At 68.5% G+C, this 24,732-nt stretch carries 18 protein-coding genes and 3 rRNA genes; 5 read left to right on the top strand and 16 right to left on the bottom strand.

Translation table 11 applies throughout. The features are described from left to right. Positions 1 to 87: 87 nt before the first annotated feature. The 4 genes from CEB94_RS22950 to CEB94_RS22935 form a co-directional block, all read right to left on the bottom strand. Entirely contained in the window at positions 88 to 732 is a 645-nt protein-coding gene (locus tag CEB94_RS22950) for an HAD family hydrolase (protein WP_175434004.1), read from the bottom strand. 62 nt (positions 733 to 794) lie between these two features. Next, a 5S ribosomal RNA gene (gene rrf, locus CEB94_RS22945) occupies positions 795 to 911 on the bottom strand. A 95-nt stretch (positions 912 to 1,006) separates the two neighbouring features. After that, positions 1,007 to 4,127, bottom strand: a 23S ribosomal RNA gene (locus CEB94_RS22940). Between the two features lie 301 nt (positions 4,128 to 4,428). Beyond that, positions 4,429 to 5,954 (bottom strand): 16S ribosomal RNA (locus CEB94_RS22935). The 16S, 23S and 5S rRNA genes sit together here, the layout of an rRNA operon. Before the next feature lie 840 nt (positions 5,955 to 6,794). Between CEB94_RS22935 and trpS the strand changes: the two genes are divergently transcribed. Beyond that, positions 6,795 to 7,829 carry a tryptophan--tRNA ligase gene (gene trpS / locus CEB94_RS22930; protein WP_175434003.1) on the top strand — a complete coding sequence of 345 codons (1,035 nt, stop codon included), beginning with the start codon at positions 6,795 to 6,797 and terminating at the stop codon, positions 7,827 to 7,829. Positions 7,830 to 7,862: 33 nt separating this feature from the next. Here trpS and proC read toward each other — a convergent pair whose 3' ends face one another. From proC to CEB94_RS22905, 5 genes are all read right to left on the bottom strand, one after another. After that, on the bottom strand, positions 7,863 to 8,675 hold the full coding sequence (gene proC / locus CEB94_RS22925) for a pyrroline-5-carboxylate reductase (RefSeq protein ID WP_031110869.1): 813 nt from the start codon (positions 8,673 to 8,675) through the stop codon (positions 7,863 to 7,865). Positions 8,676 to 8,810: 135 nt separating this feature from the next. Continuing rightward, complete coding sequence (locus CEB94_RS22920; RefSeq protein ID WP_175434002.1) at positions 8,811 to 9,572, bottom strand: ABC transporter permease; 762 nt, start codon at positions 9,570 to 9,572, stop codon at positions 8,811 to 8,813. Further along, entirely contained in the window at positions 9,569 to 10,402 is an 834-nt protein-coding gene (locus CEB94_RS22915) for an ABC transporter ATP-binding protein (RefSeq protein ID WP_175434001.1), read from the bottom strand. Before CEB94_RS22915 ends, CEB94_RS22920 begins: the two co-directional genes overlap by 4 nt. A 60-nt stretch (positions 10,403 to 10,462) precedes the next feature. Next, positions 10,463 to 11,302 carry a class I SAM-dependent methyltransferase gene (locus tag CEB94_RS22910; RefSeq protein ID WP_175434000.1) on the bottom strand — a complete coding sequence of 280 codons (840 nt, stop codon included), beginning with the start codon at positions 11,300 to 11,302 and terminating at the stop codon, positions 10,463 to 10,465. 141 nt (positions 11,303 to 11,443) lie between these two features. Further along, positions 11,444 to 12,037 (bottom strand): dihydrofolate reductase family protein, encoded by a 594-nt coding sequence (locus CEB94_RS22905; protein WP_175433999.1) that lies wholly within the window; start codon positions 12,035 to 12,037, stop codon positions 11,444 to 11,446. 70 nt (positions 12,038 to 12,107) lie between these two features. Between CEB94_RS22905 and CEB94_RS22900 the strand changes: the two genes are divergently transcribed. After that, positions 12,108 to 12,686 (top strand): TetR/AcrR family transcriptional regulator, encoded by a 579-nt coding sequence (locus tag CEB94_RS22900; protein ID WP_175433998.1) that lies wholly within the window; start codon positions 12,108 to 12,110, stop codon positions 12,684 to 12,686. Positions 12,687 to 12,695: 9 nt separating this feature from the next. Here the strand turns inward: CEB94_RS22900 and CEB94_RS22895 are convergent, their stop codons facing one another. Both CEB94_RS22895 and CEB94_RS22890 read right to left on the bottom strand, forming a co-directional pair. Next, on the bottom strand, positions 12,696 to 13,196 hold the full coding sequence (locus tag CEB94_RS22895) for an EamA/RhaT family transporter (protein WP_175433997.1): 501 nt from the start codon (positions 13,194 to 13,196) through the stop codon (positions 12,696 to 12,698). 138 nt (positions 13,197 to 13,334) lie between these two features. Continuing rightward, on the bottom strand, positions 13,335 to 13,661 hold the full coding sequence (locus CEB94_RS22890; RefSeq protein WP_175433996.1) for an SH3 domain-containing protein: 327 nt from the start codon (positions 13,659 to 13,661) through the stop codon (positions 13,335 to 13,337). A 181-nt stretch (positions 13,662 to 13,842) separates the two neighbouring features. On the opposite strand from CEB94_RS22890, the gene CEB94_RS22885 reads away from it, so the two are divergent. Continuing rightward, positions 13,843 to 15,933, top strand: a complete 2,091-nt coding sequence (locus tag CEB94_RS22885; protein WP_175433995.1) for a serine/threonine-protein kinase — start codon at positions 13,843 to 13,845, stop codon at positions 15,931 to 15,933. Positions 15,934 to 15,988: 55 nt separating this feature from the next. Here the strand turns inward: CEB94_RS22885 and ilvD are convergent, their stop codons facing one another. The 4 genes from ilvD to CEB94_RS22865 all read right to left on the bottom strand — a co-directional run bounded on the left by ilvD (position 15,989) and on the right by CEB94_RS22865 (position 20,450). Next, positions 15,989 to 17,842 carry a dihydroxy-acid dehydratase gene (ilvD, locus tag CEB94_RS22880; RefSeq protein WP_175433994.1) on the bottom strand — a complete coding sequence of 618 codons (1,854 nt, stop codon included), beginning with the start codon at positions 17,840 to 17,842 and terminating at the stop codon, positions 15,989 to 15,991. A gap of 139 nt (positions 17,843 to 17,981) precedes the next feature. Continuing rightward, positions 17,982 to 18,614, bottom strand: coding sequence for a TetR/AcrR family transcriptional regulator (locus CEB94_RS22875; protein WP_175433993.1), 633 nt, complete (start codon positions 18,612 to 18,614; stop codon positions 17,982 to 17,984). Next, positions 18,611 to 19,435, bottom strand: a complete 825-nt coding sequence (locus CEB94_RS22870) for a sugar phosphate isomerase/epimerase family protein (protein WP_175433992.1) — start codon at positions 19,433 to 19,435, stop codon at positions 18,611 to 18,613. Before CEB94_RS22870 ends, CEB94_RS22875 begins: the two co-directional genes overlap by 4 nt. Before the next feature lie 82 nt (positions 19,436 to 19,517). Continuing rightward, the gene (locus CEB94_RS22865) at positions 19,518 to 20,450 is read right to left on the bottom strand and encodes a Ppx/GppA family phosphatase (protein ID WP_175433991.1); all 933 of its coding nucleotides are present in this window, start codon (positions 20,448 to 20,450) and stop codon (positions 19,518 to 19,520) included. Positions 20,451 to 20,521: 71 nt separating this feature from the next. Between CEB94_RS22865 and CEB94_RS22860 the strand changes: the two genes are divergently transcribed. Next, positions 20,522 to 21,322: a DUF3109 family protein gene (locus tag CEB94_RS22860; protein WP_175433990.1), complete on the top strand. Its 801-nt coding sequence runs from the start codon at positions 20,522 to 20,524 to the stop codon at positions 21,320 to 21,322. A gap of 8 nt (positions 21,323 to 21,330) precedes the next feature. On the opposite strand, the gene CEB94_RS22855 is transcribed toward CEB94_RS22860, so the two are convergent. Beyond that, on the bottom strand, positions 21,331 to 23,061 hold the full coding sequence (locus CEB94_RS22855; RefSeq protein WP_175433989.1) for a BACON domain-containing protein: 1,731 nt from the start codon (positions 23,059 to 23,061) through the stop codon (positions 21,331 to 21,333). Positions 23,062 to 23,315: 254 nt separating this feature from the next. Between CEB94_RS22855 and radA the strand changes: the two genes are divergently transcribed. Then, a complete protein-coding gene (gene radA / locus CEB94_RS22850) occupies positions 23,316 to 24,725 on the top strand; it encodes a DNA repair protein RadA (RefSeq protein WP_175433988.1) in 1,410 nt (469 codons plus the stop codon). Positions 24,726 to 24,732: the final 7 nt, after the last annotated feature.

Genomic DNA, 24,732 nt, shown 5'->3' with positions numbered 1-24,732 from the left:
CGGCGAGCGTAGGGCCCAGACTTACCCGTGGGTAGATCCAGCCAAAGATGAATTCTCCTCAGCTTTCAGCGGGCCCTCGGGAGCGACTCACACCAGGAGGTCGGCCAGCTCCCCCATGTCCGAGAAGAGCCGGTCCGCTCCTGCCAGCTTCTCCGCCGGCGTCATGGCGGTGAACCCGTAGACGTCCATCCCCGCGGCGACGGCGGCCTGCACACCCAGCGGACTGTCCTCGATGACGACGCACCGCTCCGGTGCGACGCCCATCCGCTCAGCGGCGTACAGGAAGAGATCGGGGGCCGGCTTCCCCCGCCCGACGTCCTGCGAGCTGAAGACTCGCCCTTCGTCGAACCACTGGTCGAGCCCGGTCGTCCGATGCCCTACCCGAATCCGCTCATGGCTCCCGGAGGACGCCACGCAGTACGGCACCCCGTCCGCGGCCAGCTTCTCCAGGACTCCGGACGCCCCGGCCACCGCCACGAGCTCCTGCTCGAACGTCGCGAACACTCGCGCGTGAAAGACGTCGTCGAAGCTCTCCGGCAACCGCTGCCCGGTCCGCTCGAGGACCAGTTCATGAATCCGGTGCATCGCCGATCCCATGTAGTCCCGAATGGACTCCTCGTACGAGGTGGGGTGCCCAAGCTCGGTGAGGTACGCCGCGAGCAACCGGTTGGAGATGGGCTCACTGTCGACGAGCACACCGTCATTGTCGAAGATCACTAGGTCATAGCGCATGGATTCGAGCCTAAACGCAGAAAACCCCCGTACCGAGTGGTACGGGGGTTTCCCTAAGAATTGTTCGGCGGCGTCCTACTCTCCCACAGGGTCCCCCCTGCAGTACCATCGGCGCTGTAAGGCTTAGCTTCCGGGTTCGGAATGTAACCGGGCGTTTCCCCTACGCTATAACCACCGAAACACTATGAAACTGTCGAACCATGCCGCACCATACCGTGACCATGGCATGGGGCCGTTCGTGGTTTCAGAACCAACACAGTGGACGCGAGCAACTGAGGACAAGCCCTCGGCCTATTAGTACCGGTCAACTCCACACGTTACCGTGCTTCCATATCCGGCCTATCAACCCAGTCGTCTACTGGGAGCCTTACCCTCTCAAGGAGGTGGGAATACTCATCTCGAAGCAGGCTTCCCGCTTAGATGCTTTCAGCGGTTATCCCTCCCGAACGTAGCCAACCAGCCATGCCCTTGGCAGGACAACTGGCACACCAGAGGTTCGTCCGTCCCGGTCCTCTCGTACTAGGGACAGCCCTTCTCAATATTCCTACGCGCACAGCGGATAGGGACCGAACTGTCTCACGACGTTCTAAACCCAGCTCGCGTACCGCTTTAATGGGCGAACAGCCCAACCCTTGGGACCGACTCCAGCCCCAGGATGCGACGAGCCGACATCGAGGTGCCAAACCATCCCGTCGATATGGACTCTTGGGGAAGATCAGCCTGTTATCCCCGGGGTACCTTTTATCCGTTGAGCGACGGCGCTTCCACAAGCCACCGCCGGATCACTAGTCCCGACTTTCGTCCCTGCTCGACCCGTCGGTCTCACAGTCAAGCTCCCTTGTGCACTTACACTCAACACCTGATTGCCAACCAGGCTGAGGGAACCTTTGGGCGCCTCCGTTACTCTTTAGGAGGCAACCGCCCCAGTTAAACTACCCATCAGACACTGTCCCTGATCCGGATCACGGACCCAGGTTAGACATCCAGCACGACCAGACTGGTATTTCAACGACGACTCCCCCTGAACTGGCGTCCAGAGTTCAAAGTCTCCCAGCTATCCTACACAAGCCGAACCGAACACCAATATCAAACTGTAGTAAAGGTCCCGGGGTCTTTCCGTCCTGCTGCGCGAAACGAGCATCTTTACTCGTAGTGCAATTTCACCGGGCCTATGGTTGAGACAGTCGAGAAGTCGTTACGCCATTCGTGCAGGTCGGAACTTACCCGACAAGGAATTTCGCTACCTTAGGATGGTTATAGTTACCACCGCCGTTTACTGGCGCTTAAGTTCTCAGCTTCGCCATGACGAATCATGACTAACCGGTCCCCTTAACGTTCCAGCACCGGGCAGGCGTCAGTCCGTATACATCGCCTTACGGCTTCGCACGGACCTGTGTTTTTAGTAAACAGTCGCTTCTCGCTGGTCTCTGCGGCCACCCCCAGCTCGAGGAGCAAGTCCTCTCACCAGTGATGGCCCCCCTTCTCCCGAAGTTACGGGGGCATTTTGCCGAGTTCCTTAACCATAGTTCACCCGAACGCCTCGGTATTCTCTACCTGACCACCTGAGTCGGTTTAGGGTACGGGCCGCCATGAAACTCGCTAGAGGCTTTTCTCGACAGCATAGGATCATCCACTTCACCACAATCGGCTCGGCATCAGGTCTCAGACTATTGCCAGGCGGATTTACCTACCTGACATCCTACACCCTTACCCCGGGACAACCACCGCCCGGGATGGACTACCTTCCTGCGTCACCCCATCACTCACCTACTAACCGCTTGGTCCGGCGGCTCCACCACTTTCCTTTCCCCGAAGGGTCCGGAACGGCTTCACGGCCTTAGCATCACGATGCTCGATGTTTGACGCTTCACAGCGGGTACCGGAATATCAACCGGTTATCCATCGACTACGCCTGTCGGCCTCGCCTTAGGTCCCGACTTACCCTGGGCAGATCAGCTTGACCCAGGAACCCTTAGTCAATCGGCGCAAACGTTTCTCACGTTTGTATCGCTACTCATGCCTGCATTCTCACTCGTGAACCGTCCACAACTCGCTTCCGCGGCTGCTTCACCCGGCACACGACGCTCCCCTACCCATCACGATCCCCGTTGGGGGTATATATCGCAATGACACGACTTCGGCGGTACGCTTGAGCCCCGCTACATTGTCGGCGCGGAATCACTAGACCAGTGAGCTATTACGCACTCTTTCAAGGGTGGCTGCTTCTAAGCCAACCTCCTGGTTGTCTCTGCGACTCCACATCCTTTCCCACTTAGCGTACGCTTAGGGGCCTTAGTCGATGCTCTGGGCTGTTTCCCTCTCGACCATGGAGCTTATCCCCCACAGTCTCACTGCCGCGCTCTCACTTACCGGCATTCGGAGTTTGGCTAAGGTCAGTAACCCGGTAGGGCCCATCGCCTATCCAGTGCTCTACCTCCGGCAAGAAACACACGACGCTGCACCTAAATGCATTTCGGGGAGAACCAGCTATCACGGAGTTTGATTGGCCTTTCACCCCTAACCACAGGTCATCCCCCAGGTTTTCAACCCTGGTGGGTTCGGTCCTCCACGAAGTCTTACCTCCGCTTCAACCTGCCCATGGCTAGATCACTCCGCTTCGGGTCTTGAGCGTGCTACTGAAACGCCCTATTCGGACTCGCTTTCGCTACGGCTTCCCCACACGGGTTAACCTCGCAACACACCGCAAACTCGCAGGCTCATTCTTCAAAAGGCACGCAGTCACGAGAACAAGGCAAGCCTTGTTCCGACGCTCCCACGGCTTGTAGGCACACGGTTTCAGGTACTATTTCACTCCGCTCCCGCGGTACTTTTCACCATTCCCTCACGGTACTATCCGCTATCGGTCACCAGGGAATATTTAGGCTTAGCGGGTGGTCCCGCCAGATTCACACGGGATTTCTCGGGCCCCGTGCTACTTGGGTGTCTCTCAAACGAGCCGCTGATGTTTCGACTACGGGGGTCTTACCCTCTACGCCGGACCTTTCGCATGTCCTTCGCCTACATCAACGGTTTCTGACTCGTCTCACGGCCGGCAGACCGTAAAAGAGAGATCCCACAACCCCGCATACGCAACCCCTGCCGGGTCTCACACGTATACGGTTTAGCCTCATCCGGTTTCGCTCGCCACTACTCCCGGAATCACGGTTGTTTTCTCTTCCTGCGGGTACTGAGATGTTTCACTTCCCCGCGTTCCCTCCACTTGCCCTATGTGTTCAGGCAAGGGTGACAGCCCATGACGACTGCCGGGTTTCCCCATTCGGAAACCCCCGGATCAAAGCCTGGTTGACGACTCCCCGGGGACTATCGTGGCCTCCCACGTCCTTCATCGGTTCCTGGTGCCAAGGCATCCACCGTGCGCCCTTAAAAACTTGGCCACAGATGCTCGCGTCCACTGTGCAGTTCTCAAACAACGACCAGCCACCCATCACCCCACCCTTACAGGCGAGTTCACTGGGGCCGGCGACTGAGGAAAAAACCATTCCCTCAGACACCCAACAGCGTGCCCGACACACTCCCCGCTCCCCTCAACGTTCCACACTCCGAAGAGCAGTACTAGAAGGAGAAGACGATCAAGTATGCCGAATAGTCAACGTTCCACCCATGAGCAACCAGCATCAGACATTCGCCGATGTACTGGCCTCTGACCGAGCGAACTCGGTAAGAAGTGCTCCTTAGAAAGGAGGTGATCCAGCCGCACCTTCCGGTACGGCTACCTTGTTACGACTTCGTCCCAATCGCCAGTCCCACCTTCGACAGCTCCCTCCCACAAGGGGTTGGGCCACCGGCTTCGGGTGTTACCGACTTTCGTGACGTGACGGGCGGTGTGTACAAGGCCCGGGAACGTATTCACCGCAGCAATGCTGATCTGCGATTACTAGCAACTCCGACTTCATGGGGTCGAGTTGCAGACCCCAATCCGAACTGAGACCGGCTTTTTGAGATTCGCTCCACCTCACGGTATCGCAGCTCATTGTACCGGCCATTGTAGCACGTGTGCAGCCCAAGACATAAGGGGCATGATGACTTGACGTCGTCCCCACCTTCCTCCGAGTTGACCCCGGCGGTCTCCTGTGAGTCCCCATCACCCCGAAGGGCATGCTGGCAACACAGAACAAGGGTTGCGCTCGTTGCGGGACTTAACCCAACATCTCACGACACGAGCTGACGACAGCCATGCACCACCTGTACACCGACCACAAGGGGGCGCCTGTCTCCAGACGTTTCCGGTGTATGTCAAGCCTTGGTAAGGTTCTTCGCGTTGCGTCGAATTAAGCCACATGCTCCGCTGCTTGTGCGGGCCCCCGTCAATTCCTTTGAGTTTTAGCCTTGCGGCCGTACTCCCCAGGCGGGGAACTTAATGCGTTAGCTGCGGCACCGACGACGTGGAATGTCGCCAACACCTAGTTCCCACCGTTTACGGCGTGGACTACCAGGGTATCTAATCCTGTTCGCTCCCCACGCTTTCGCTCCTCAGCGTCAGTAATGGCCCAGAGATCCGCCTTCGCCACCGGTGTTCCTCCTGATATCTGCGCATTTCACCGCTACACCAGGAATTCCGATCTCCCCTACCACACTCTAGCTAGCCCGTATCGAATGCAGACCCGGGGTTAAGCCCCGGGCTTTCACACCCGACGTGACAAGCCGCCTACGAGCTCTTTACGCCCAATAATTCCGGACAACGCTCGCGCCCTACGTATTACCGCGGCTGCTGGCACGTAGTTAGCCGGCGCTTCTTCTGCAGGTACCGTCACTTTCGCTTCTTCCCTGCTGAAAGAGGTTTACAACCCGAAGGCCGTCATCCCTCACGCGGCGTCGCTGCATCAGGCTTTCGCCCATTGTGCAATATTCCCCACTGCTGCCTCCCGTAGGAGTCTGGGCCGTGTCTCAGTCCCAGTGTGGCCGGTCGCCCTCTCAGGCCGGCTACCCGTCGTCGCCTTGGTGAGCCATTACCTCACCAACAAGCTGATAGGCCGCGGGCTCATCCTTCACCGCCGGAGCTTTTAACCTCCACCCAGGAGGATGGAAGTGTTATCCGGTATTAGACCCCGTTTCCAGGGCTTGTCCCAGAGTGAAGGGCAGATTGCCCACGTGTTACTCACCCGTTCGCCACTAATCCCCACCGAAGTGGTTCATCGTTCGACTTGCATGTGTTAAGCACGCCGCCAGCGTTCGTCCTGAGCCAGGATCAAACTCTCCGTGAATGTTTTCCCGTAATCGGGATGAACACCACGAGAGCGGAACAGTCAGGCGGAATAGGCCCGACCGTTCACAGCGTCCTCGCTGTGTTTTCTTCAAAGGAACCTCGTCCCAGCCGTGATGGCCGGAGACGGGGTATCAACATATCTGGCGTTGACTTTTGGCACGCTGTTGAGTTCTCAAGGAACGGTCGCTTCCTTTGTACTCACCCTCTCGGGCTTTCCTCCGGGCGCTTCCCTTCGGTCTTGCGTTTCCGACTCTATCAGATCTTTCCGATCCGATTTCCTCGGTGCTTTCCAGGTTCCCGCTTCCGCGTTTCCCTTTCCGGCGGCTCCGACTCTATCAGATCCTTTCGGGCCTGATCCCCGGTCAGCGGGGTTTGTCTTTGCGGCCGTTGGGCCGTTCCGACGAGTGAGACTTTAGCGGATTCCCCGGCTCCCGAGCCAATCGGGGGCCGCGTCCTTTCGAACGGGGATTCCTCATTCCGTAAATACACATACCAATGAAGCGACGACAGATGTGCTGTGCGTCGAATAGTGGTTGGTACCTGCGGATTGGCTGCCCGGGGACCGACCGGAGTCGGCGCTCACGTCGGGCAACTCGGAGAACACTACGGACCGGGTCTGGGCGTGTCAACTCAAGGGCGGACGGCACTCCAGGGGCGTACTCTGGGCCGCATGACGACGCGTACGTGCACCCAGCTGTGGTGGGCCGCCTGACGGCGGCCGTCCTCACGTATGCACGCAACGGCCGCCGCTTCGGCGGCCGTTTTCGTTTCTCCCTCCTGTGAACCACGGAGGGGCGGCCGCCCGGGGCGGCGGTCCCGACCAGGAGGTGGAGGACAGATGACACGGGTCTTCAGCGGGGTCAAGCCGACGGGGCATCTGACGCTGGGGAACTACCTGGGGGCCATGCGGCGGTGGGCCGCGGTCGACCAGCACGAGGCCGACGCCTTGTTCTGCGTCGTCGATCTGCATGCCCTGACCGTGGACCACGATCCCGCGCGGGTGCGCAGGCTGAGCCGGCAGTCGGCGACCTTGCTGCTGGCGGCCGGGCTGGATCCGGAGCTCTGCACGGTGTTCGTGCAGAGCCATGTGGACGAGCACGCCCGGCTGTCGTACGTACTGGAGTGCGTGGCCACCGACGGTGAGATGCGGCGGATGATCCAGTACAAGGAGAAGGCCGCGCGGGAGCAGCGGCGGGGCGGGAGTGTGCGGCTGTCGCTGCTGACGTATCCCGTGCTGATGGCGGCGGACATCCTGGCGTACGGGGCCGACGAGGTGCCGGTCGGGGACGATCAGCGGCAGCATGTGGAGCTCGCCCGGGATCTGGCCGTGCGGTTCAACCAGCGGTACGGGCACACGTTCGTGGTGCCGCGGGCATCGCGGCCGGGGGTGGCGGCGCGGGTGATGAACCTGCAGGATCCGGCGTCGAAGATGGGCAAGAGCGACGACGTCGGGCCGGGGATCGTCTATCTGCTGGACGAGCCGGACGTGGTGCGCAAGAAGGTTGTGCGGGCCGTGACCGACAGCGGGCGGGAGGTCGTGTACGACCGGGAGGCCCGGCCGGGGCTCGCGAATCTGCTGGAGATCCTCGCGGCGTGCACGGGTGGGGATCCCGAGCGGTTGAGTGGTGCGTACGAGTCGTACGGGGCCTTGAAGAAGGACACCGCCGAGGCTGTGGTCGAGGTGCTCCGGCCCTTGCAGGAGAGGCACAAGGAGTTGTGTGCCGATCCCGGTTATGTGGAGGGCGTGCTGCGGGAGGGGGCGGAGCGGGCCCGGGGAATGGCCCGGCCGACGGTGGATGCCGCGTATCGCGCGATCGGGCTGTTGCCGGCCGTGTCGGAGGCGGCCGGTGCCGGGGCCGTGGGGGTGAGGTGAGGCGGGGGCGGGTGACGGGCCCGCCCCCGGTGGTCAGCTGTTGTTGCCGGAGGCCAGGGCGCGGCTGCGGTCGCGGGCGGCTTCGAGGGCGGCGATGAGGGCGGCCCTCACGCCGTGGTTCTCGAGTTCGCGGATGGCGTTGATCGTCGTGCCGGCGGGGGATGTGACGTTCTCGCGGAGCTTGACGGGGTGTTCGCCGCTGTCGCGGAGCATCGTCGCGGCGCCGATGGCGGACTGGACGATCAGGTCGTGGGCCTTGTCGCGGGGCAGGCCGAGGAGGATGCCGGCGTCGGTCATGGCTTCGACGAGGTAGAAGAAGTAGGCCGGGCCGGAGCCGGAGAGCGCGGTGCAGGCGTCCTGCTGGGACTCGGGGACGCGGAGCGTCTTGCCGACGGCGCCGAAGATCTCCTCGGTGTGGGCGAGGTGGTCGGCGGTGGCGTGGGTGCCGGCGGAGATGACGGACATCGCCTCGTCGACCAGGGCGGGGGTGTTCGTCATGACGCGGACGACCGGGGTGTCGGGGGCCAGGCGTTCCTCGAAGTACGCCGTGGGGATGCCGGCGGCGCCGCTGATGACCAGGCGGTCGGCGGGGACGTGGGGGGCGAGCTCGTCGAGGAGGGTGCCCATGTCCTGCGGTTTGACCGTGAGGATCAGGGTGTCGGCGGTCTTGGCGGCCTCGGGGTTGGTGACCGGTGTGACGCCGTAGCGGGTGCGGAGTTCCTCGGCTCGTTCCGGGCGGCGGGCGGTGACCAGGAGGTCGGACGGGGTCCAGCCGGCGCGGATCATTCCGCTGAGCAGGGCTTCGCCGATCTTGCCGGTGCCGAGGACTGCGACTTTCTGGGTCATGGCGCGGGGTGCCTCCGAAGGGTGCGTCGTCCGGGGTCCATCCTCGCACCGGGGAGTGGGGGACGGCTCGGGTGTCCGCTGGGCGGGATGTCGGACACCCATCAGCCGTGTGAACAACCCTGCGGGTCAATACACCTAGGCCGTGCGGCGCCTGAGGGTCGCCGCGCCCAGGGCCAGGACCAGGAGTGCGCAGCCCGCGACGATCAGGGCGTCCCGGACGAACGTGGCGGTCATGTCCGTGTGGCGCAGGACCTCGTTCATGCCGTCGACGGCGTAGGACATGGGGAGGACGTCGGAGACGGCCTCCAGGGCGGGGTGCATGTTGTCGCGCGGGGTGAACAGGCCGCACAGGAGGAGCTGGGGGAAGATCACCGCCGGCATGAACTGGACGGCCTGGAATTCCGAGGCCGCGAAGGCCGAGACGAAGAGGCCCAGGGCTGTGCCGAGGAGGGCGTCGAGGAGGGCCACCAGGAGGAGGAGCCAGGGGCTGCCGGTGACGTCGAGGCCGAGGAACCAGACCGCGAGGCCGGTGGCCAGGGCGGACTGGATGATCGCGAGGGTGCCGAAGGCGAGGGCGTAGCCGGCGATGAGGTCGCCCTTGCCGAGGGGCATGGCGAGGAGGCGTTCGAGGGTGCCCGAGGTGCGTTCGCGCAGGGTGGCGATGGACGTCACCAGGAACATCGTGATCAGGGGAAAGATCCCGAGGAGGGACGCGCCGATGCTGTCGAAGGTGCGGGGGCTGCCGTCGAAGACGTAGCGCAGCAGGAACAGCATCACGCAGGGGATGAGGATCAGCAGCGCGATGGTGCGGGGGTCGTGGGTGAGCTGGCGGAGGACCCGGGCCGCGGTCGCGGTGGTGCGGGAGGCGCTGAGGGCCCGGGGTGGGGTGCTGGTCATCGGGTCGTCTCCTTTGCGCGGGCTGCTGCTTTCGCCTCGTCCACCAGGTGCAGGAAGGCCTCCTCGACCGTGTCGGCGCCGGTGCGGGTGCGCAGGGCGTCGGGGGTTTCGTCGGCGAGGAGCTCGCCGTCGCGCATGAGGAGGAGGCGGTGGCAGCGCTCGGCCTCGTCCATGACGTGGGAGGAGACGAGGAGCGTCGCGCCGCGGCCGGTCGCGATGTCGTGGAAGAGGGTCCACAGGTCGCGGCGCAGGACCGGGTCGAGGCCGACGGTCGGTTCGTCGAGGACCAGGAGTTCGGGGGCGCCGAGGAGGGCGACGGCCAGGGAGACGCGGTTGCGCTGGCCGCCGGAGAGGTTGCCGGCGAGGGCGTCGGCGTGGGTGGTGAGGTCGACGTCGGCTATCGCGCGGGTGACGTTGTCGTCGCGGCGGTCGGCTGCCGGGCGGCCGGGGTCGAGGATCGCGGCGAAGTAGTCGAGGTTCTGGCGGACGGTCAGGTCGTCGTAGACGGAGGGGGCCTGGGTGACGTAGCCGATGCGGGTGCGCAGGGTGGGGTGGCCGGCGGGGTGGCCGAGGACGTCGAGGGTGCCGGTGACTTTGGCCTGGGTGCCGACGATCGCGCGCATGAGGGTGGATTTTCCGCAGCCGGAGGGGCCGAGGAGGCCGGTGATCTGGCCAGGGGTGACGGTGAATCCGAGGTTGCGCAGGACGGTGCGGGGGCCGCGGACGACGGTGAGGTTCTCGGCGTGGACGGCTGTGGTCTGCGGGTTCGGGGGCGGGCCGGGGGTGGGTGCCGGGCCTGGGCGCGGCGAGCCGGGAGCGTTATTCATCATGTGATGAATAATGCTCCCGGGCGTCGGACCCGTCAAGCGGGTGCGTCGAGCGGGTGCGCGTCAGGCCGGGGTCTTGGCGAGCAGGAGGACGACCTCGTAGACCTCCTCCACGAAGCCGTCCGGGAAGGCCCTGAGGAGGTTTTCGCGCTCCTCGGCCAGGAACGATGCGGTGTGTTCGGCGCCCTGGACGAGGAAGACCGAGTGACTGCCGATGTTGGCGAGGTGGGTGTCGACCGGGACGCGGCGGCTCCAGCGGACCGTGCGGCGGGTGAAGTCGAGGGTGCCGCTGGGGTCGGCGGTGCGGTAGTCGACGTTGCGCTTCTCGGCGGAGATGTCGATGCCGAAGTGGCGGCCGGTGCGGGCGGCGGCCTCGGCGATCCAGGGGACGTCCAGGGCGTCGGTGTTCCACCAGAGGGCGAGGGCGCCGCCGGGGCGCAGCACGCGCAGGGCCTCGGGGACGGCGCGGGCGGGGTCGGTCCAGTGCCAGGCCTGGGCGTAGGTGACGAGGTCGACGGAGGCGTCAGTGAGGGGGAGGTCGTCTCCGATGCCGCGGATGACCGGGATGCCGGGCAGGCCGCGGCGGAACTGGGCCGCCATGCCGGCGCCGGGCTCCACGGCGACGACGTCCGCGCCTCGTGCGTGGAGGAGGGCGGTGGCGATGCCGGTGCCGGCACCGATGTCCGCGACGCGGGTGCCGGTGAGGGGGCGGCCGGTCAGGTCTTCTATCGCGTCGAAGAGGGCCGGGGGGTAGGAGGGTCGGTTGGCCGCGTACTGGGCTGCGGCGGCGTTGAAGGAGTGGGCTCGTGCGGTTCGGACGGGCTCGGCGGTGGGCTGCCCGGCTGGGGGTTCGGGGGTGGGGTCGGCTCCGGTGGGGTGGGTGGCGGAGGGAGATGTGGTCATACCGCCATGGTGGCCGGGGGCGGGGTGGGGGGCGGTGAGATTTCGGTGAGATCGGCAAGGGTTGGCGCGATGGTGGTCTGGTTCGGCGGTTCGGCGGTTCGGCGGTTCGGCGGTTCGGCGGTTCGGCGGGGAGCCAAGGGCCTAGCGTCGCGTGAGGCGCGTGAGGGTGACGCCGTGGGGGAAGGCCGTGCGCTCGGCGACATCGAAGACGGTGGGGTCGAAGGTGCCGTCGAAGGCCGGGATCCCGGCGCCGGCGACCACCGGGTAGTGCTTGACGACCAGTTCGTCGATCTCGGGCAGGAGGGCGCCGGCGAGCTTGCCGCCGCCGCAGAGCCAGACGTGCAGGCCGGTGTCCTTCTCGCGCTTGAGATCGCGGACGAGGGCGAGCGGGTCGCCCGGGGCGACGGTGACGGCCGGGTCGACGTCGGGGTCGAGCGTGCTGGAGACCACGTACTGGCGCAGGTGAGCGTAGGGGCTGGTGATCCCCTGACCGAGGGGGTCGCGGTAGGTGCCGTAACCCATGACGACGGTGTCGAACTGCCGGTTGGGGGCGTCGGTGAGGCCGATGGCGGCACGGTAGGCGGTCGGGACGGTCTCGGGGTACAGGGTGTTGGCCCAGGCGCTGTAGGCGGCCCTCTGCTGTTCGTCACCGGCGGGGAAGAAGTCGTACTCGCCGCCGGGGCCGGCGATGCGGCCGTCGAGCGTGACTGCGATGTAGTACACGAGCTTTCGCATCCCTGGAACTCCAAACGTAGTACTCTTTTTGAAGTGGTTTGAAAGTAGTACTACGGTTGGAGTGGTGTCAATGGTGAGACGGAACGATCAGCGGCGCGCCGCCCTCGTCGATGCGGCGATCGAGGTGCTGGCCAGGGAGGGTGCACGGGGTCTGACGTTCCGGGCGGTGGACGCCGAGGCCGCCGTACCGGCCGGGACCGCGTCCAACTACTTCGCCAACCGGGACGACCTGCTCACCCAGGCCGGCGCCCGTGTCTACGAACGGCTGCAGCCCGACGAGGCGACGATCGCGCGCCAGCAGGCGGCCGGCCGCGACCGGGAAACCTACGCGGTGCTGATGCGGGAACTCGTGGGCCGCGTCGCCGCCTTCCGCACCGGCTACCTCGCCCTGCTCGAACTGCGCCTCGAGGCCACCCGCCGCCCCGAACTGCGCAAGGTCCTCACCGAGCGGGTCCGCGCCGATGTCGACGCCAACGTCGCCTACCACGAAGCCTCCGGACTCCCCGGCGACGCCATGGCCGTCAAGCTGCTCATGCTGACCCTGAACTGGCTGATCGTCGAGCAACTCACCCTGCCGGACGTCTTCACCGAGGCGGAGCGCGAACAGCTGGTGACGGCAGCGGTGGAGCGCATTGTGGCGGCCGAGTAGCCGTCCGGGCTACGCGCGGCGGCGGTTCCTCGGGTTGCCCGAGCGGCGGGTCGTGCGCTTCTCGTACTGCTCGCGGGCCTCTTCGAACTCCTCGCGGTGCAGCTTCTCGCCGGGGGCCTCGGTGAGGGAGCGGAAGAAGTAGGCGAGCAGCGAGCCGACGAAGCCTACGGTCAGGAGACCGCGCAGGGACGCCTGGCGGTCGGGGTCGGGGCGGCGGGTGAAGCCGTCCCAGGTGTGACGGAAGGCGAGGGCGCTGCAGATCGCGAACATCGCGACCATGAGGACCGTGACGAAGTCGCCGATCGCGGCGATCTGCAGGCCCTGGTAGGCGAGGCGGAGCACGAGGCAGGAGGCGACGGCCACGGCCAGGGAGCCGACGGCCACGGCGATGCGGCGGGCCGCGTAGCCGTGGCCGTGGTCGACCCAAGTGGTGCCGAAGAGCCGGATCGGCTCCGGGCGGGGGCCGGTGGAGCCCGCGGGTGTCATCTGGGTGCCGGTGTCGTCGCTCACGCGTCGATTATGGCTCCGGAGTGGCCGCGGGCTCCGGGCGGCTCAGCCGCAGCGCCCGGCGATGTAGCCGTCGCTGCCGGTGTTCACGTAGGCGTCCGAGAGGATGTCATGAGTGGTCCCGGCGTAGTAGTGGCCTGATCAGGAGCAGCGCGGGCGGACGTAGCCGTCGCTGCCGGTGTTCACGTAGGCGTCCGAGACGTACTGACCGTTGTTGATGTTGTCCCAGATGTTCGTCGTGCCGTACGGGCCCGTCACCGTGGTGCCCGGCGACTGGCAGTAGATCGGGACCTTCGCCCCCTCGGACAGGATCCGGACGACCGTGTAGTTGGTGCCGGGACCACTGCGCACGTTGAGACGGACGCCCGGCGCGACCGAGTAGTAGCGCAGAGCCGTGGTGGTGGCCTCGGCGGTGACCGCTTCCGTCACCTGGCCGCCCACTGTCTCTTCGACGCGGTCGACAGACATGAAAACCTCCCCCGTTGAACCCCACGACGGGCATGGGGCCCCGTTGATTCCCCTGCATCACGCCATGAAACACATGTGCGTAACTCGCACGCGGAGACTAGCAAGCCGCCTCTGTCCCGTACGAGTCATCGACTAGGCTCCGTGCGTCGCGCGCGCGGACGAACAGCACGGGGGTGGTTCCATGGCGCCGCAGAGCAGCACCGGGGCGGGCGCGGAAGCGGAACTTCCCGAATACGCCGGTCACTACCGGCTGGAGACGACTCTCGGATCCGGGGGCATGGGCGTCGTGCATCTCGCGCGGAGCACCTCGGGGATGAAGCTCGCTGTGAAGGTCGTCCACGCCCAATTCGCCAGGGATCCCGAGTTCAGGGGGCGGTTCAGGCAGGAGGTGGCGGCCGCGCGGAAGGTCAGCGGTGCCTTTACCGCGTCCGTCGTCGACGCCGACTCGGAGGCCGAACGGCCCTGGATGGCCACCCTGTTCATCCCCGGGCCGACCCTTTCCGACCATGTGAAGCGGAGCGGGGCCATGAGCCCCGCCGAGGTGCGCCGTCTGATGGCCGGACTGGCCGAGGCACTGCGCGACATCCACCGGGTCGGCGTGGTGCACCGGGATCTCAAACCCAGCAACGTGCTCCTCGCCGAGGACGGGCCCAAGGTCATCGACTTCGGGATCTCCCGGCCGAAGGACAGCGAACTGCGGACCGAGACCGGCAAGTTGATCGGAACCCCGCCGTTCATGGCGCCGGAGCAGTTCCGGCGCCCCCGGGAGGTGGGGCCCGCCGCCGACGTCTTCGCGCTCGGGTCGGTGATGGTGCACGCTGCCACGGGCCGGGGGCCGTTCGACTCGGACAGCCCGTACGTCGTCGCCTACCAGGTCGTCCATGACGAGCCGGATCTGACCGGAGTGCCGGAGAGCCTCGCCCCGCTCGTGGCGCGGTGTCTCGCCAAGGAGCCAGAGGACCGGCCGACGCCGGACGAGTTGATGCGGGAGCTGCGGTCCGTCGCGGCCTCGTACGACACGCAGGTCTTCATACCGGCGCAGCGGACGGGAGACGCGCCGGAGCCTGAGCCGCGCGTCACCGAGCCCGAACGGCGGTCCCGCAAACGCCTGGGCACACGGCTCCTCGTCGGGACCGGGCTCCTCGGCCTGGCCACGGTCGCCGCGCTGGCCGCGGTGCATTTGCTCGGCGGCGACGACCCGTCACCGGTGAGCGGCGGCGGGCCGCGCACCACGGCGGCCGGGTTCAGCCCGTGGGAGACGACGTCGGCGCCTGAGAAGGGGACACCGCAGTGCTCGTACGGGGCGGGGAGGTTGGTCTGCGCGCAGACGGGTCGTGTCTTCGCCCTCGACCCGTCCGACGGGCGCCGGTTGTGGCGGCACACCGTCGCCACGGCGCAGGGCGGTCGGCCCGTGGTGTCCGGTGGCCTGGTGCAGCCCGCGCTGGACCGGAGCACGCGCCTGGAGGCTCTCGATCCCGGCTCGGGCAGGACCCGTTGGCGGCAGAGCGTGCCGTCGTACAGCGGGCTGGCGCACGCGGGGGCCATGCTTCTCGTCACGGGCGTCGACGGAGCGGTCACAGGCGTGGACAGCGCTTCGGGACGGACGAAGTGGAGCCACCGGATCCCGGGCCACCGGGCTCCGTACTTCGCCTCCTTCGCCGCAGACCCATGGGCCTACGGGATCAGCACGTCGGACGACGGGTCGAGTACCCGCGTCACCGCTGTCGCCCCGGAAACGGGCCGGGTGCGGTGGGACGTTCAGCTGAAGGGGACGCTCCAGCCCGTCGGCGCGGTCGACGGATCGGTCTTCTTCGTCCTGGTCGACCCGGTCTACGGATCGGCGGAGGCAGTGGTGCGCTACACACCGGACGACGGAGCATCCCGGCGGGTGGTGCTCCCCGTCCCGATCGGCCAGCCCCAGGCCACGGTGCGCGGCGACCTCGTGTACCTCATGGGGGACGGCGGATCGCTGGTGGCCGTCGACATGAAGGCGCGGGAGCAGAAGTGGAACCTGGAGACCGCGGTGACCCGGGGGTCCGCGCCGGTGGCCGACGGCCGGTACGTCTACTTCTCCGCCCCTGACGGGCGGCTGCTCGGCGTGGACGCACGCGAGGGCCGGCTTCTGGGGCAGACGTCCGCGCGGCTCGGCAGCAATGCGGACCGGGTCGCGGACGCGGTGCCCGCCCCCGTGCTCGCCCGCGACCGCCTCTACGCCACCGCGCCCGACGGCACCGTCTTCTCCGTCCGCGCGGGCGATCCTGCCACCTGGTGACGCGGATGAGGGCCGCCCCCGGCAGTGGGAGACGGCCCTCGGCGCGGGAAGGGGATCAGCCGAGCTTCGACACGTCCCGCACAGCGCCCTTGTCCGCGCTGGTCGCCATCGCCGCGTAGGCCCGCAGCGCCGCCGAGACCTTGCGGTCGCGGTTCTTCGGGGCGTACACGCCGTTCAGGGCCTGCTCGCGGCGGGCCAGCTCGGCGTCGTCCACCAGCAGTTCGATGGCACGGTTCGGGATGTCGATGCGGATGCGGTCGCCGTCCTCGACCAGGGCGATGGTGCCGCCCGCGGCCGCCTCGGGCGAGGCGTGGCCGATGGAGAGGCCGGAGGTGCCGCCGGAGAACCGGCCGTCCGTGACCAGCGCGCAGGTCTTCCCCAGGCCGCGGCCCTTCAGGTACGAGGTGGGGTAGAGCATCTCCTGCATGCCGGGGCCGCCCTTGGGGCCCTCGTAGCGGATGACGACGACGTCGCCGTCCTTGACCTGCTGGGTGAGGATCTTCTGGACGGCCTCCTCCTGCGACTCGCAGACGACCGCCGGGCCCTCGAAGGTCCAGATGGACTCGTCGACACCGGCCGTCTTCACGACGCAGCCGTCCACCGCCAGATTGCCCTTGAGGACCGCGAGGCCGCCGTCCTTGGAGTAGGCGTGCTCGGCGGAGCGGATGCAGCCGCCCTCGGCGTCCACGTCCAGGGCCTCCCAGCGCTCGGACTGGGAGAAGGCCTCGGCGGAGCGGACACAGCCGGGGGCCGCGTGCCACAGCTCGACGGCCTCGGCGGACGGGGAGCCGCCACGCACGTCCCAGGTCTTGAGCCAGTCGGCGAGGGACGGGCTGTGCACGGAGTACACGTCCTCGTTGAGCAGGCCGGCCCGGTGCAGCTCGCCGAGCAGGGCGGGGATGCCGCCGGCGCGGTGCACGTCCTCCATGTAGTACGTACGGTCCTTGGCGACGTTCGGCGCGACCTTGGCCAGGCACGGCACGCGGCGCGAGACCGCGTTGATCTCGTCCAGGCCGAAGGGGACGCCCGCCTCCTGGGCGGCGGCCAGCAGGTGCAGGATCGTGTTGGTCGAGCCGCCCATGGCGATGTCGAGCGCCATGGCGTTCTCGAAGGCCGCGAAGGACGCCACGTTGCGGGGCAGGACCGTCTCGTCGTCCTGCTCGTAGTAGCGGCGGGTGATGTCCATGACCGTACGGGCGGCGTCCTCGTACAGCGCCTTGCGGGCGGTGTGCGTGGCCAGGACCGAGCCGTTGCCCGGGAGGGAGAGGCCGATGGCCTCGGTCAGGCAGTTCATCGAGTTGGCGGTGAACATGCCGGAGCAGGAGCCGCACGTCGGACAGGCGTTCTCCTCGATGCGGAGGATGTCCTCGTCCGAGATCTTGTCGTTCACGGCGTCGGAGATCGCGTCGACCAGGTCGAGGGTGCGGACCGTGCCGTCGACCAGGGTGGCGCGGCCGGACTCCATGGGGCCGCCGGAGACGAAGACCGTCGGGATGTTCAGCCGCAGGGCGGCGTTCAGCATGCCCGGGGTGATCTTGTCGCAGTTGGAGATGCAGATCAGGGCGTCGGCGCAGTGCGCCTCGACCATGTACTCCACGCTGTCCGCGATCAGGTCGCGCGAGGGCAGGGAGTAGAGCATGCCGCCGTGGCCCATGGCGATGCCGTCGTCGACGGCGATCGTGTTGAACTCGCGGGGGATGCCCCCGGCCGCGACGACCGCCTCGCTGACGATCCGGCCGACCGGCGCCAGGTGCGTGTGGCCGGGCACGAACTCGGTGAAGCTGTTGGCGACCGCGATGATCGGCTTGCGGCCGATGTCCGCACCCGGTACACCGGAGGCACGCATAAGGGCGCGGGCGCCCGCCATGTTGCGGCCGTGGGTGACTGTGCGGGACCTCAGCTCGGGCATCGTCGCTCGCTCCTTCAGAGACTGCGTCAGAGGATTCGGAGACTTCTGACTGCTACCGAGCGTACGCCGGTCATCCAGTGGGCGGGACGCAGTGTCCGGAATGCGGGATGGCTGTCTCGGACGACGGCATCCGTACGCCTTACGGAGCGGTCAGATGTCCCTGCACGACCGGCGCCAGCCGCGCGATGATCTGCTCCGGGTCCGCCGAGGCCAGCGGCTCGACCTTGATGACGTACCGCAGGACGGCCGTGCCCACGAGCTGGGCGGCGGCGAGCTCGGCGCGCAGTTCGGCGTCCGGCAGCTCCAGCCGCACGGCGATGCGGCGCAGCACCTGGGTGGCGATGATCCGCCGGAAGACGGCGGCCGCGGTCTCGTTGGTGAGGGCGGACCGGACGACGGCGAGCAGCGGCGCGCGGGTCGCCGGGTTCTCCCAGACGCCGAAGAAGAAGCGGGCCAGACGCTCCCCCACGCCGTCGAGCGGGCCCTCCTCGATGGCCTTCGGAGCCTGCAGGGCGGGTCCGAAGGACTGGGTGATCGCCGCCTCGAAGACCTGTTCCTTCGTGCCGAAGTAGTGGTGCACGAGGGCCGGGTCGACGCCGGCCGTCTTGGCGATGCCGCGGACGGACGTCTTCTCGTAGCCGTGCTCGGAGAACTCGTCGCGGGCGGCGGTCAGGATGCGGTCGCGGGTGTCGGCGGACTCCGTGCGCGGGGGGCGGCCGCGGCGGCGGGCGGTGGTGCCGGACCCGCCGCCGGCCGGGGGCCGGCCGGTCATCGCCGCGGCACCTTCACCGCCGAGGCCAGATGGAGGCGGGTGAAGGCCAGCGCCTCCGCCAGGTCGGCCTCGCGCTCCGCGCTGGACATGGCGCGGCGGGTGTTGACCTCGATGACGACGTGCCCGTCGAAGCCGGTCAGGGCGAGCCGCTCCAGCACCTCGGCACAGGGCTGCGTACCGCGGCCGGGCACCAGGTGCTCGTCCTTGGCCGAGCCCCGGCCGTCGGCGAGGTGGACGTGGCCGAGACGGTCCCCCATGCGGTCGACCATGTCCAGCGCGTCGGAGCGGGCCGTCGCGGTGTGGCTGAGGTCGATCGTGAAGTGCCGGTAGTCGTCCTTCGTGACGTCCCAGTCGGGGGCGTACGCGAGCATCTCGCGGTCGCGGTAGCGCCAGGGATACATGTTCTCGACGGCGAACCGTACGTCCGTCTCGTTCGCCATGCGCCAGATGCCGGCGACGAAGTCCCGGGCGTACTGGCGCTGCCAGCGGAACGGGGGGTGGACGACGACCGTGCTCGCGTCGAGCTTCTCGGCCGCCGCGCGGGCCCGCTGGAGCTTGGTCCACGGGTCGGTGGACCAGACGCGCTGCGTGATGAGCAGGCAGGGGGCGTGCACGGCCAGGACCGGGATCCGGTGGTAGTCGCTGAGTCTGCGCAGGGCGTCGATGTCCTGGCTGACCGGGTCGGTCCAGACCATGACCTCGACTCCGTCGTACCCGAGGCGCGCGGCGATCTCGAAGGCCGTGGCCGTCGACTCCGGGTAGACCGAGGCCGTCGACAGGGCGACCTTCGCGTCCGGGATCTTCACGGCTGGCTCTGCCATGCAGGACAGATTACGGGGTGTGGTCGGGGTGAGGTGGGGGGCCTCTTCGCCGTTGTGGTGTTTGCCATAGGCGGGCGGGCCCCTACACCGACTCCATGTGATCCAGGCGACGCAGGATCACGCCCTCCCGCAGCGCCCACGGGCATATGTCGACACGCTCCACGCCGAAGAGGTCCATCGCCGCCTCGGCCACCAGGGCGCCCGCCAGGAGCTGGCCGGCCCTGCCCTCCGAGACGCCCGGCAGCTCCGCGCGCTCCCGCTCCGTCATGGCGGCCAGGCGCGGGACCCAGCCCTCCAGGGACTCCCGCTTGAGCTCGCGCAGGACGTAGAGGCCCTCGGCGGAGCGGGCCGCGCCGGCGATGCGGGCCAGCTGCTTGAAGGTCTTCGACGTGGCGACGACGTGGTCGGGGGTGCCGAAGCGGCTGAACTCGCCGACCGTGCGGGCGATCTCGGTCCGCACGTGGCGGCGCAGGGCGCGGACGTCGTCCGGGTCGGGCGGATCACCGGGCAGCCAGCCGGCGGTGAGGCGGCCGGCGCCCAGCGGCAGCGAGGCGGCCGCGTCGGGCTCCTCGTCGATGCCGTACGCGACCTCCAGGGAGCCGCCGCCGATGTCCAGGACCAGCAGCTTCCCGGCCGACCAGCCGAACCAGCGGCGGGCGGCGAGGAAGGTCAGCCGGGCCTCCTCGGAGCCGGTGAGGACCTGGAGCTCGACGCCCGTCTCGGTGCGCACGCGCGCGAGGACGTCATCGGCGTTGCGGGCCTCGCGCACGGCGGAGGTGGCGAACGGCAACAGGTCCTCGACGCCCTTGTCCTCGGCGGCCTGGAGCGCCTCCTGGACGACCGAGACCAGCCGGTCGACGCCGTGCGGGCCGATCGCGCCGTCCTCGTCGAGGAGCTGGGCGAGGCGCAGTTCCGCCTTGTGCGAATGCGCGGGCAGGGGGCACGCGCCGGGATGCGCGTCCACCACGAGCAGATGCACCGTGTTCGATCCCACGTCGAGGACACCGAGTCTCATGTACGGAACGCTACTGCCCACCGGCCCGTCCGCCGTCCTCGGCGGGGGCACAAGGCCCGTACCCTGGACACGTGCCAAAGACGAAAAAGGCCAAGCGCGACAAATCACCGGGCGTCGCGGTACCCGACGAGAAGGGCCTGGACTTCGCCCGCGCGTGGGTGGAGTTTCCCGATCCGGCGGACGACGAGCAGGTCTTCCGCTGCGATCTGACATGGCTGACCTCTCGCTGGAACTGCATCTTCGGCAGCGGCTGCCAGGGCATCCAGGCGGGCCGCGCGGATGACGGGTGCTGCACCTTGGGTGCCCACTTCTCCGACGAGGACGACGAGAAGCGCGTCGCCGGGCATGTGGCCAGGCTCACGCCGGACATCTGGCAGCACCACGCCGAGGGCACGCGGGGCGGCTGGGTCTCCGAGGACGAGGACGGCGAGCGGCAGACGCGGCCGTTCCAGGGCTCGTGCATCTTCCAGAACCGGCCCGGCTTCAAGGGCGGCATGGGCTGCTCGCTGCACATCCTCGCTCTGAAGGAGGGCCGCGAGCCGCTGGAGACCAAGCCGGACGTCTGCTGGCAGCTGCCGGTACGGCGGACGTACGAGTGGATCGACCGGCCCGACGACACGCGCGTCCTGCAGGTGTCGATCGGTGAGTACGACCGCCGCGGCTGGGGCCCGGGTGGCCACGACCTGCACTGGTGGTGCACGTCGGCGACCTCGGCGCACGGCGCGGGCGACCCGGTGTACGTCTCCTACCGGCCGGAGCTGATCGAGCTGATGGGCAAGGCCGGCTACGACCGGCTGGTCGAACTGTGCGAGGAGCGGCTGGCCTCGCAGCTGCCGCTGCTGGCACCGCACCCTGCGGATCCGGGGGCCTGAGGGCCCGCCTACGACGTGGCCGGGCTCGGGTCGCCGCTGTCCGAGGGCGGCGGCGTCGAGCCCGTCGGGTCGGTCGGGCCCGGGTCCGTCGGCGTGGGCGTGGGGTCCGGGTCGGTCGACGGCGGCGGGGTGGTCGGCGGCGGGTCCGGGTCCGGGGCGGAGGTCGTGGGAGTCGGGTCGGGCTGGGTGGGAGTCGGCTCGGCAGGGCCGCCGGGGCGGGGGTCCGGGCCGGGGCCGGAGGTGCTGGGCGCGGCGCCGTAGCCCTCGATGTGGACGACGGCGCCCACCGGGGCGACCGCGACCCGCGCCTGCCAGGGGCCGGCGGGCTCCCGCAGGTGGTCGACGTACACCTTGATCGTCAACGACTCGCCGGGCCGGAGCGTTCCCGACGACTGGCTGAGGTAGAGCCAGTGGGCTCCCGTGGACGCGGACCAGCGGACCGGGGCCGGGCCGGTCGCGGTCAGGGTGACGAGGGTGGTGTCACCGCTGTTGTCGGCCGTGACCTCCAGGGCGGCCTCGCGGCCGGCGCCGGCGACGCCGATGACCTCGACGGAGACGTCGGCCTTGCCGTCCTTGCCGAAGCGGGGGCCGGGCCGCGTGCTCGCGTTGCCGGTGTTCTCGTAGCCGCCGCCCGCCATCTCGCCGTCCAGGCCGAACGGGTCGTCCGCCTCGCGCGCGGAGGCCGAGCGGCCGTCCTGTCCCTCGCCGACCGGGGTGCCCCGGTAGGCGGCCCACAGGGCCAGCACGGGGGCGGCCACGACGGTGGCGACGACGGTCGTGGTGACGGCACGCGCGCGCAGGCGGTCCCTTCGGGCGGCGTGGTCCTTGGGGTCCATCGGGAAGCCGCGCCGGTCGAAGCGGGGTGCCGCGCTTCGCGCGCGCGGGTGGTGGGCCATGGCGACGTGCAGGGCCGCCCGGGGCGCCGGCAGGACGGGCAGTTCGGCGGGCGTGACGCTGGTGCCCGGCCAGCGGCCGGGGATGGCTCGCTCGGCGGTGCGGCGGCAGCGCGGGCAGTCGTCGACGTGCCGGACGAGTTCGCTCCGCAGGGCCGTGCCGAGCACGAGCCGGTCGTCGCCGGCGAGGTGCGCGACGCTCGGACACGCCCCGGTCTCGACCACGGCGAGGGCCGCACGCGTGCGTTCCACCTCGCACGCGGCGGAGGCGAGCAGATCGCGGGCGGCGGCCGGGTCCATGCCGAGGACGGCGGCGACCTCGCGGGCGGCGAGATGGTGGCGCACGGCCAGTTCGAGCGCCTCCCGCTGCTCCGGGGTGGTGCCGGCGGCCTCCGGCCAGGCCAGCAGCGCCAGTTCGCGACGGCGCCGCTCCTGGACCTCCTCGGAGGGGGCCGGAGCGGCCGGACGGTCGGCACGCCGCCGGTCGGTGCGGCCCGCGGCGTGGCTGCTCTGACGTTTCTGCTTGGCCTCGGCCAGCTTGCGCAGGCACGCCCAGCGGGCCAGCGCGTACAGCCAGGCCCTGCGGTCCGCGGGTGCCCCGGGGACGTGCCGGCCGCGGCGTTCGGCGAGTGCGAGGACGTCGCCCAGGGCGGCGGTCGCGGCCTCGTGGTCGCACAGCACGGACAGGCAGTAGGTGAACAGGCCGTCCAGGTAGGGCTCGTAGCGCGCGGGCGGCCGCTGCGCCAGCGTGCGCGCCGCCCCGCGGTCACGCGCTTCCCGGTGGGCCCGGTGTGCGCCGGCCGTGCGGGTCGAGCGGGTCGAGATCTCCGGAGTACTGCTCATCATTCGGCGACCGTAGGCGGCCGGGAGTGGCACCTTCAGGCGGCTTGAGCACATTTAATCCGTACGGGTGAAACGATCCCTCAATCGGGGACATGAACCAGGCGTTCCGCCGCTGGCGCGGGGTGGCGGACCCCTGGCGCGCAGGTGGCCGCCGCCGGGCGTTCCGCCTTTGGCGCGGGGTGGCGGGCCCCTGGCGCGCAAGCGGCCGCCGCCGGCCGGTCCCCGCGATGTCAGTGCCGGCGGCTACGGTTTCGTCCATGGCTGCCCGTACGAAGACCACCAAGGACCGCCCGTCCTACCGCTGCACGGAGTGCGGGTGGCAGACGGCGAAGTGGCTCGGCCGCTGCCCCGAGTGCCAGGCCTGGGGGACGGTCGAGGAGTACGGCGCGCCCGCGGTGCGTACGACGACACCGGGCCGGGTCACCACCTCCGCCCTGCCCATCGGCCAGGTGGACGGCCGCCAGGCCACCGCCCGCCCCACCGGCGTCCCCGAGCTGGACCGCGTGCTCGGCGGCGGACTGGTCCCCGGCGCGGTGGTGCTGGTCGCGGGCGAACCGGGCGTCGGCAAGTCGACGCTCCTGCTCGACGTGGCCGCCAAGTCCGCGAGCGACGAGCACCGCACGCTGTACGTCACGGGCGAGGAGTCGGCCAGCCAGGTCCGGCTGCGCGCCGACCGCATCGGCGCCATCGACGACCACCTGTACCTGGCGGCCGAGACGGATCTGGCGGCGGTGCTGGGCCATTTGGACGCGGTGAAGCCGTCGCTGCTGATCATGGACTCGGTGCAGACGGTGGCCTCCCCGGAGATCGACGGAGCGCCCGGCGGCATGGCCCAGGTGCGGGAGGTCGCCGGCGCCCTCATCCGGGCCTCCAAGGATCGCGGCATGTCCACGCTGCTGGTGGGCCATGTCACCAAGGACGGCGCGATCGCCGGGCCGCGCCTGCTGGAGCACCTCGTGGACGTGGTCCTGTCCTTCGAGGGCGACCGGCACGCCCGCCTCCGGCTCGTGCGCGGCGTCAAGAACCGCTACGGCACCACCGACGAGGTCGGCTGCTTCGAGCTGCACGACGAGGGCATCACGGGCCTCGCCGACCCGAGCGGACTCTTCCTGACCCGCCGGGCCGAACCGGTCCCGGGCACCTGCCTGACCGTCACCCTGGAGGGCCGCCGCCCGCTGGTCGCCGAGGTCCAGGCGCTCACGGTCGACTCGCAGATCCCCTCCCCGCGCCGCACCACCTCGGGCCTGGAGACCTCCCGCGTCTCGATGATGCTCGCGGTGCTGGAACAGCGCGGGCGGATCAGCGCCTTGGGCAAAAGGGACATCTACTCCGCGACGGTCGGCGGTGTGAAGCTCTCCGAGCCGGCCGCGGACCTGGCCGTCGCCCTCGCCCTGGCGAGCGCGGCGAGTGACACACCTCTCCCGAAGAACCTCGTCGCGATCGGCGAAGTGGGCCTGGCGGGCGAGGTGAGACGGGTCACCGGAGTGCAGCGCAGACTGGCCGAAGCCCACCGCCTGGGCTTCACACACGCCCTGGTGCCGAGCGACCCGGGCAAGGTCCCGGCGGGCATGAAGGTCCTGGAAGTCGCGGACATAGGGGACGCCCTGCGGGTCCTTCCCCGGTCCCGTCGCAGAGAGGCCCCACAGGACGAGGAGGGTCGCCGGTAGACTTTGC

Source organism: Streptomyces hawaiiensis (assembly GCF_004803895.1).
In the GTDB taxonomy this organism is placed as follows: domain Bacteria; phylum Actinomycetota; class Actinomycetes; order Streptomycetales; family Streptomycetaceae; genus Streptomyces; species Streptomyces hawaiiensis.
Note: the sequence above shows the minus strand (reverse complement) of the source record. Positions and strands in the feature narration are given on the sequence as shown.

What these genes read in the sequence shown, in the direction of transcription:
- CEB94_RS22950 (WP_175434004.1), bottom strand. Translation starts at nt 732, where the DNA reads ATGCGCTATGACCTAGTGATCTTCGACAATGACGGTGTGCTCGTCGAC.
- trpS (WP_175434003.1), top strand. Translation starts at nt 6,795, where the DNA reads ATGACACGGGTCTTCAGCGGGGTCAAGCCGACGGGGCATCTGACGCTG.
- proC (WP_031110869.1), bottom strand. Translation starts at nt 8,675, where the DNA reads ATGACCCAGAAAGTCGCAGTCCTCGGCACCGGCAAGATCGGCGAAGCC.
- CEB94_RS22920 (WP_175434002.1), bottom strand. Translation starts at nt 9,572, where the DNA reads ATGACCAGCACCCCACCCCGGGCCCTCAGCGCCTCCCGCACCACCGCG.
- CEB94_RS22915 (WP_175434001.1), bottom strand. Translation starts at nt 10,402, where the DNA reads ATGATGAATAACGCTCCCGGCTCGCCGCGCCCAGGCCCGGCACCCACC.
- CEB94_RS22910 (WP_175434000.1), bottom strand. Translation starts at nt 11,302, where the DNA reads ATGACCACATCTCCCTCCGCCACCCACCCCACCGGAGCCGACCCCACC.
- CEB94_RS22905 (WP_175433999.1), bottom strand. Translation starts at nt 12,037, where the DNA reads ATGCGAAAGCTCGTGTACTACATCGCAGTCACGCTCGACGGCCGCATC.
- CEB94_RS22900 (WP_175433998.1), top strand. Translation starts at nt 12,108, where the DNA reads ATGGTGAGACGGAACGATCAGCGGCGCGCCGCCCTCGTCGATGCGGCG.
- CEB94_RS22890 (WP_175433996.1), bottom strand. Translation starts at nt 13,661, where the DNA reads ATGTCTGTCGACCGCGTCGAAGAGACAGTGGGCGGCCAGGTGACGGAA.
- CEB94_RS22885 (WP_175433995.1), top strand. Translation starts at nt 13,843, where the DNA reads ATGGCGCCGCAGAGCAGCACCGGGGCGGGCGCGGAAGCGGAACTTCCC.
- ilvD (WP_175433994.1), bottom strand. Translation starts at nt 17,842, where the DNA reads ATGCCCGAGCTGAGGTCCCGCACAGTCACCCACGGCCGCAACATGGCG.
- CEB94_RS22875 (WP_175433993.1), bottom strand. Translation starts at nt 18,614, where the DNA reads ATGACCGGCCGGCCCCCGGCCGGCGGCGGGTCCGGCACCACCGCCCGC.
- CEB94_RS22870 (WP_175433992.1), bottom strand. Translation starts at nt 19,435, where the DNA reads ATGGCAGAGCCAGCCGTGAAGATCCCGGACGCGAAGGTCGCCCTGTCG.
- CEB94_RS22865 (WP_175433991.1), bottom strand. Translation starts at nt 20,450, where the DNA reads ATGAGACTCGGTGTCCTCGACGTGGGATCGAACACGGTGCATCTGCTC.
- CEB94_RS22855 (WP_175433989.1), bottom strand. Translation starts at nt 23,061, where the DNA reads ATGATGAGCAGTACTCCGGAGATCTCGACCCGCTCGACCCGCACGGCC.
- radA (WP_175433988.1), top strand. Translation starts at nt 23,316, where the DNA reads ATGGCTGCCCGTACGAAGACCACCAAGGACCGCCCGTCCTACCGCTGC.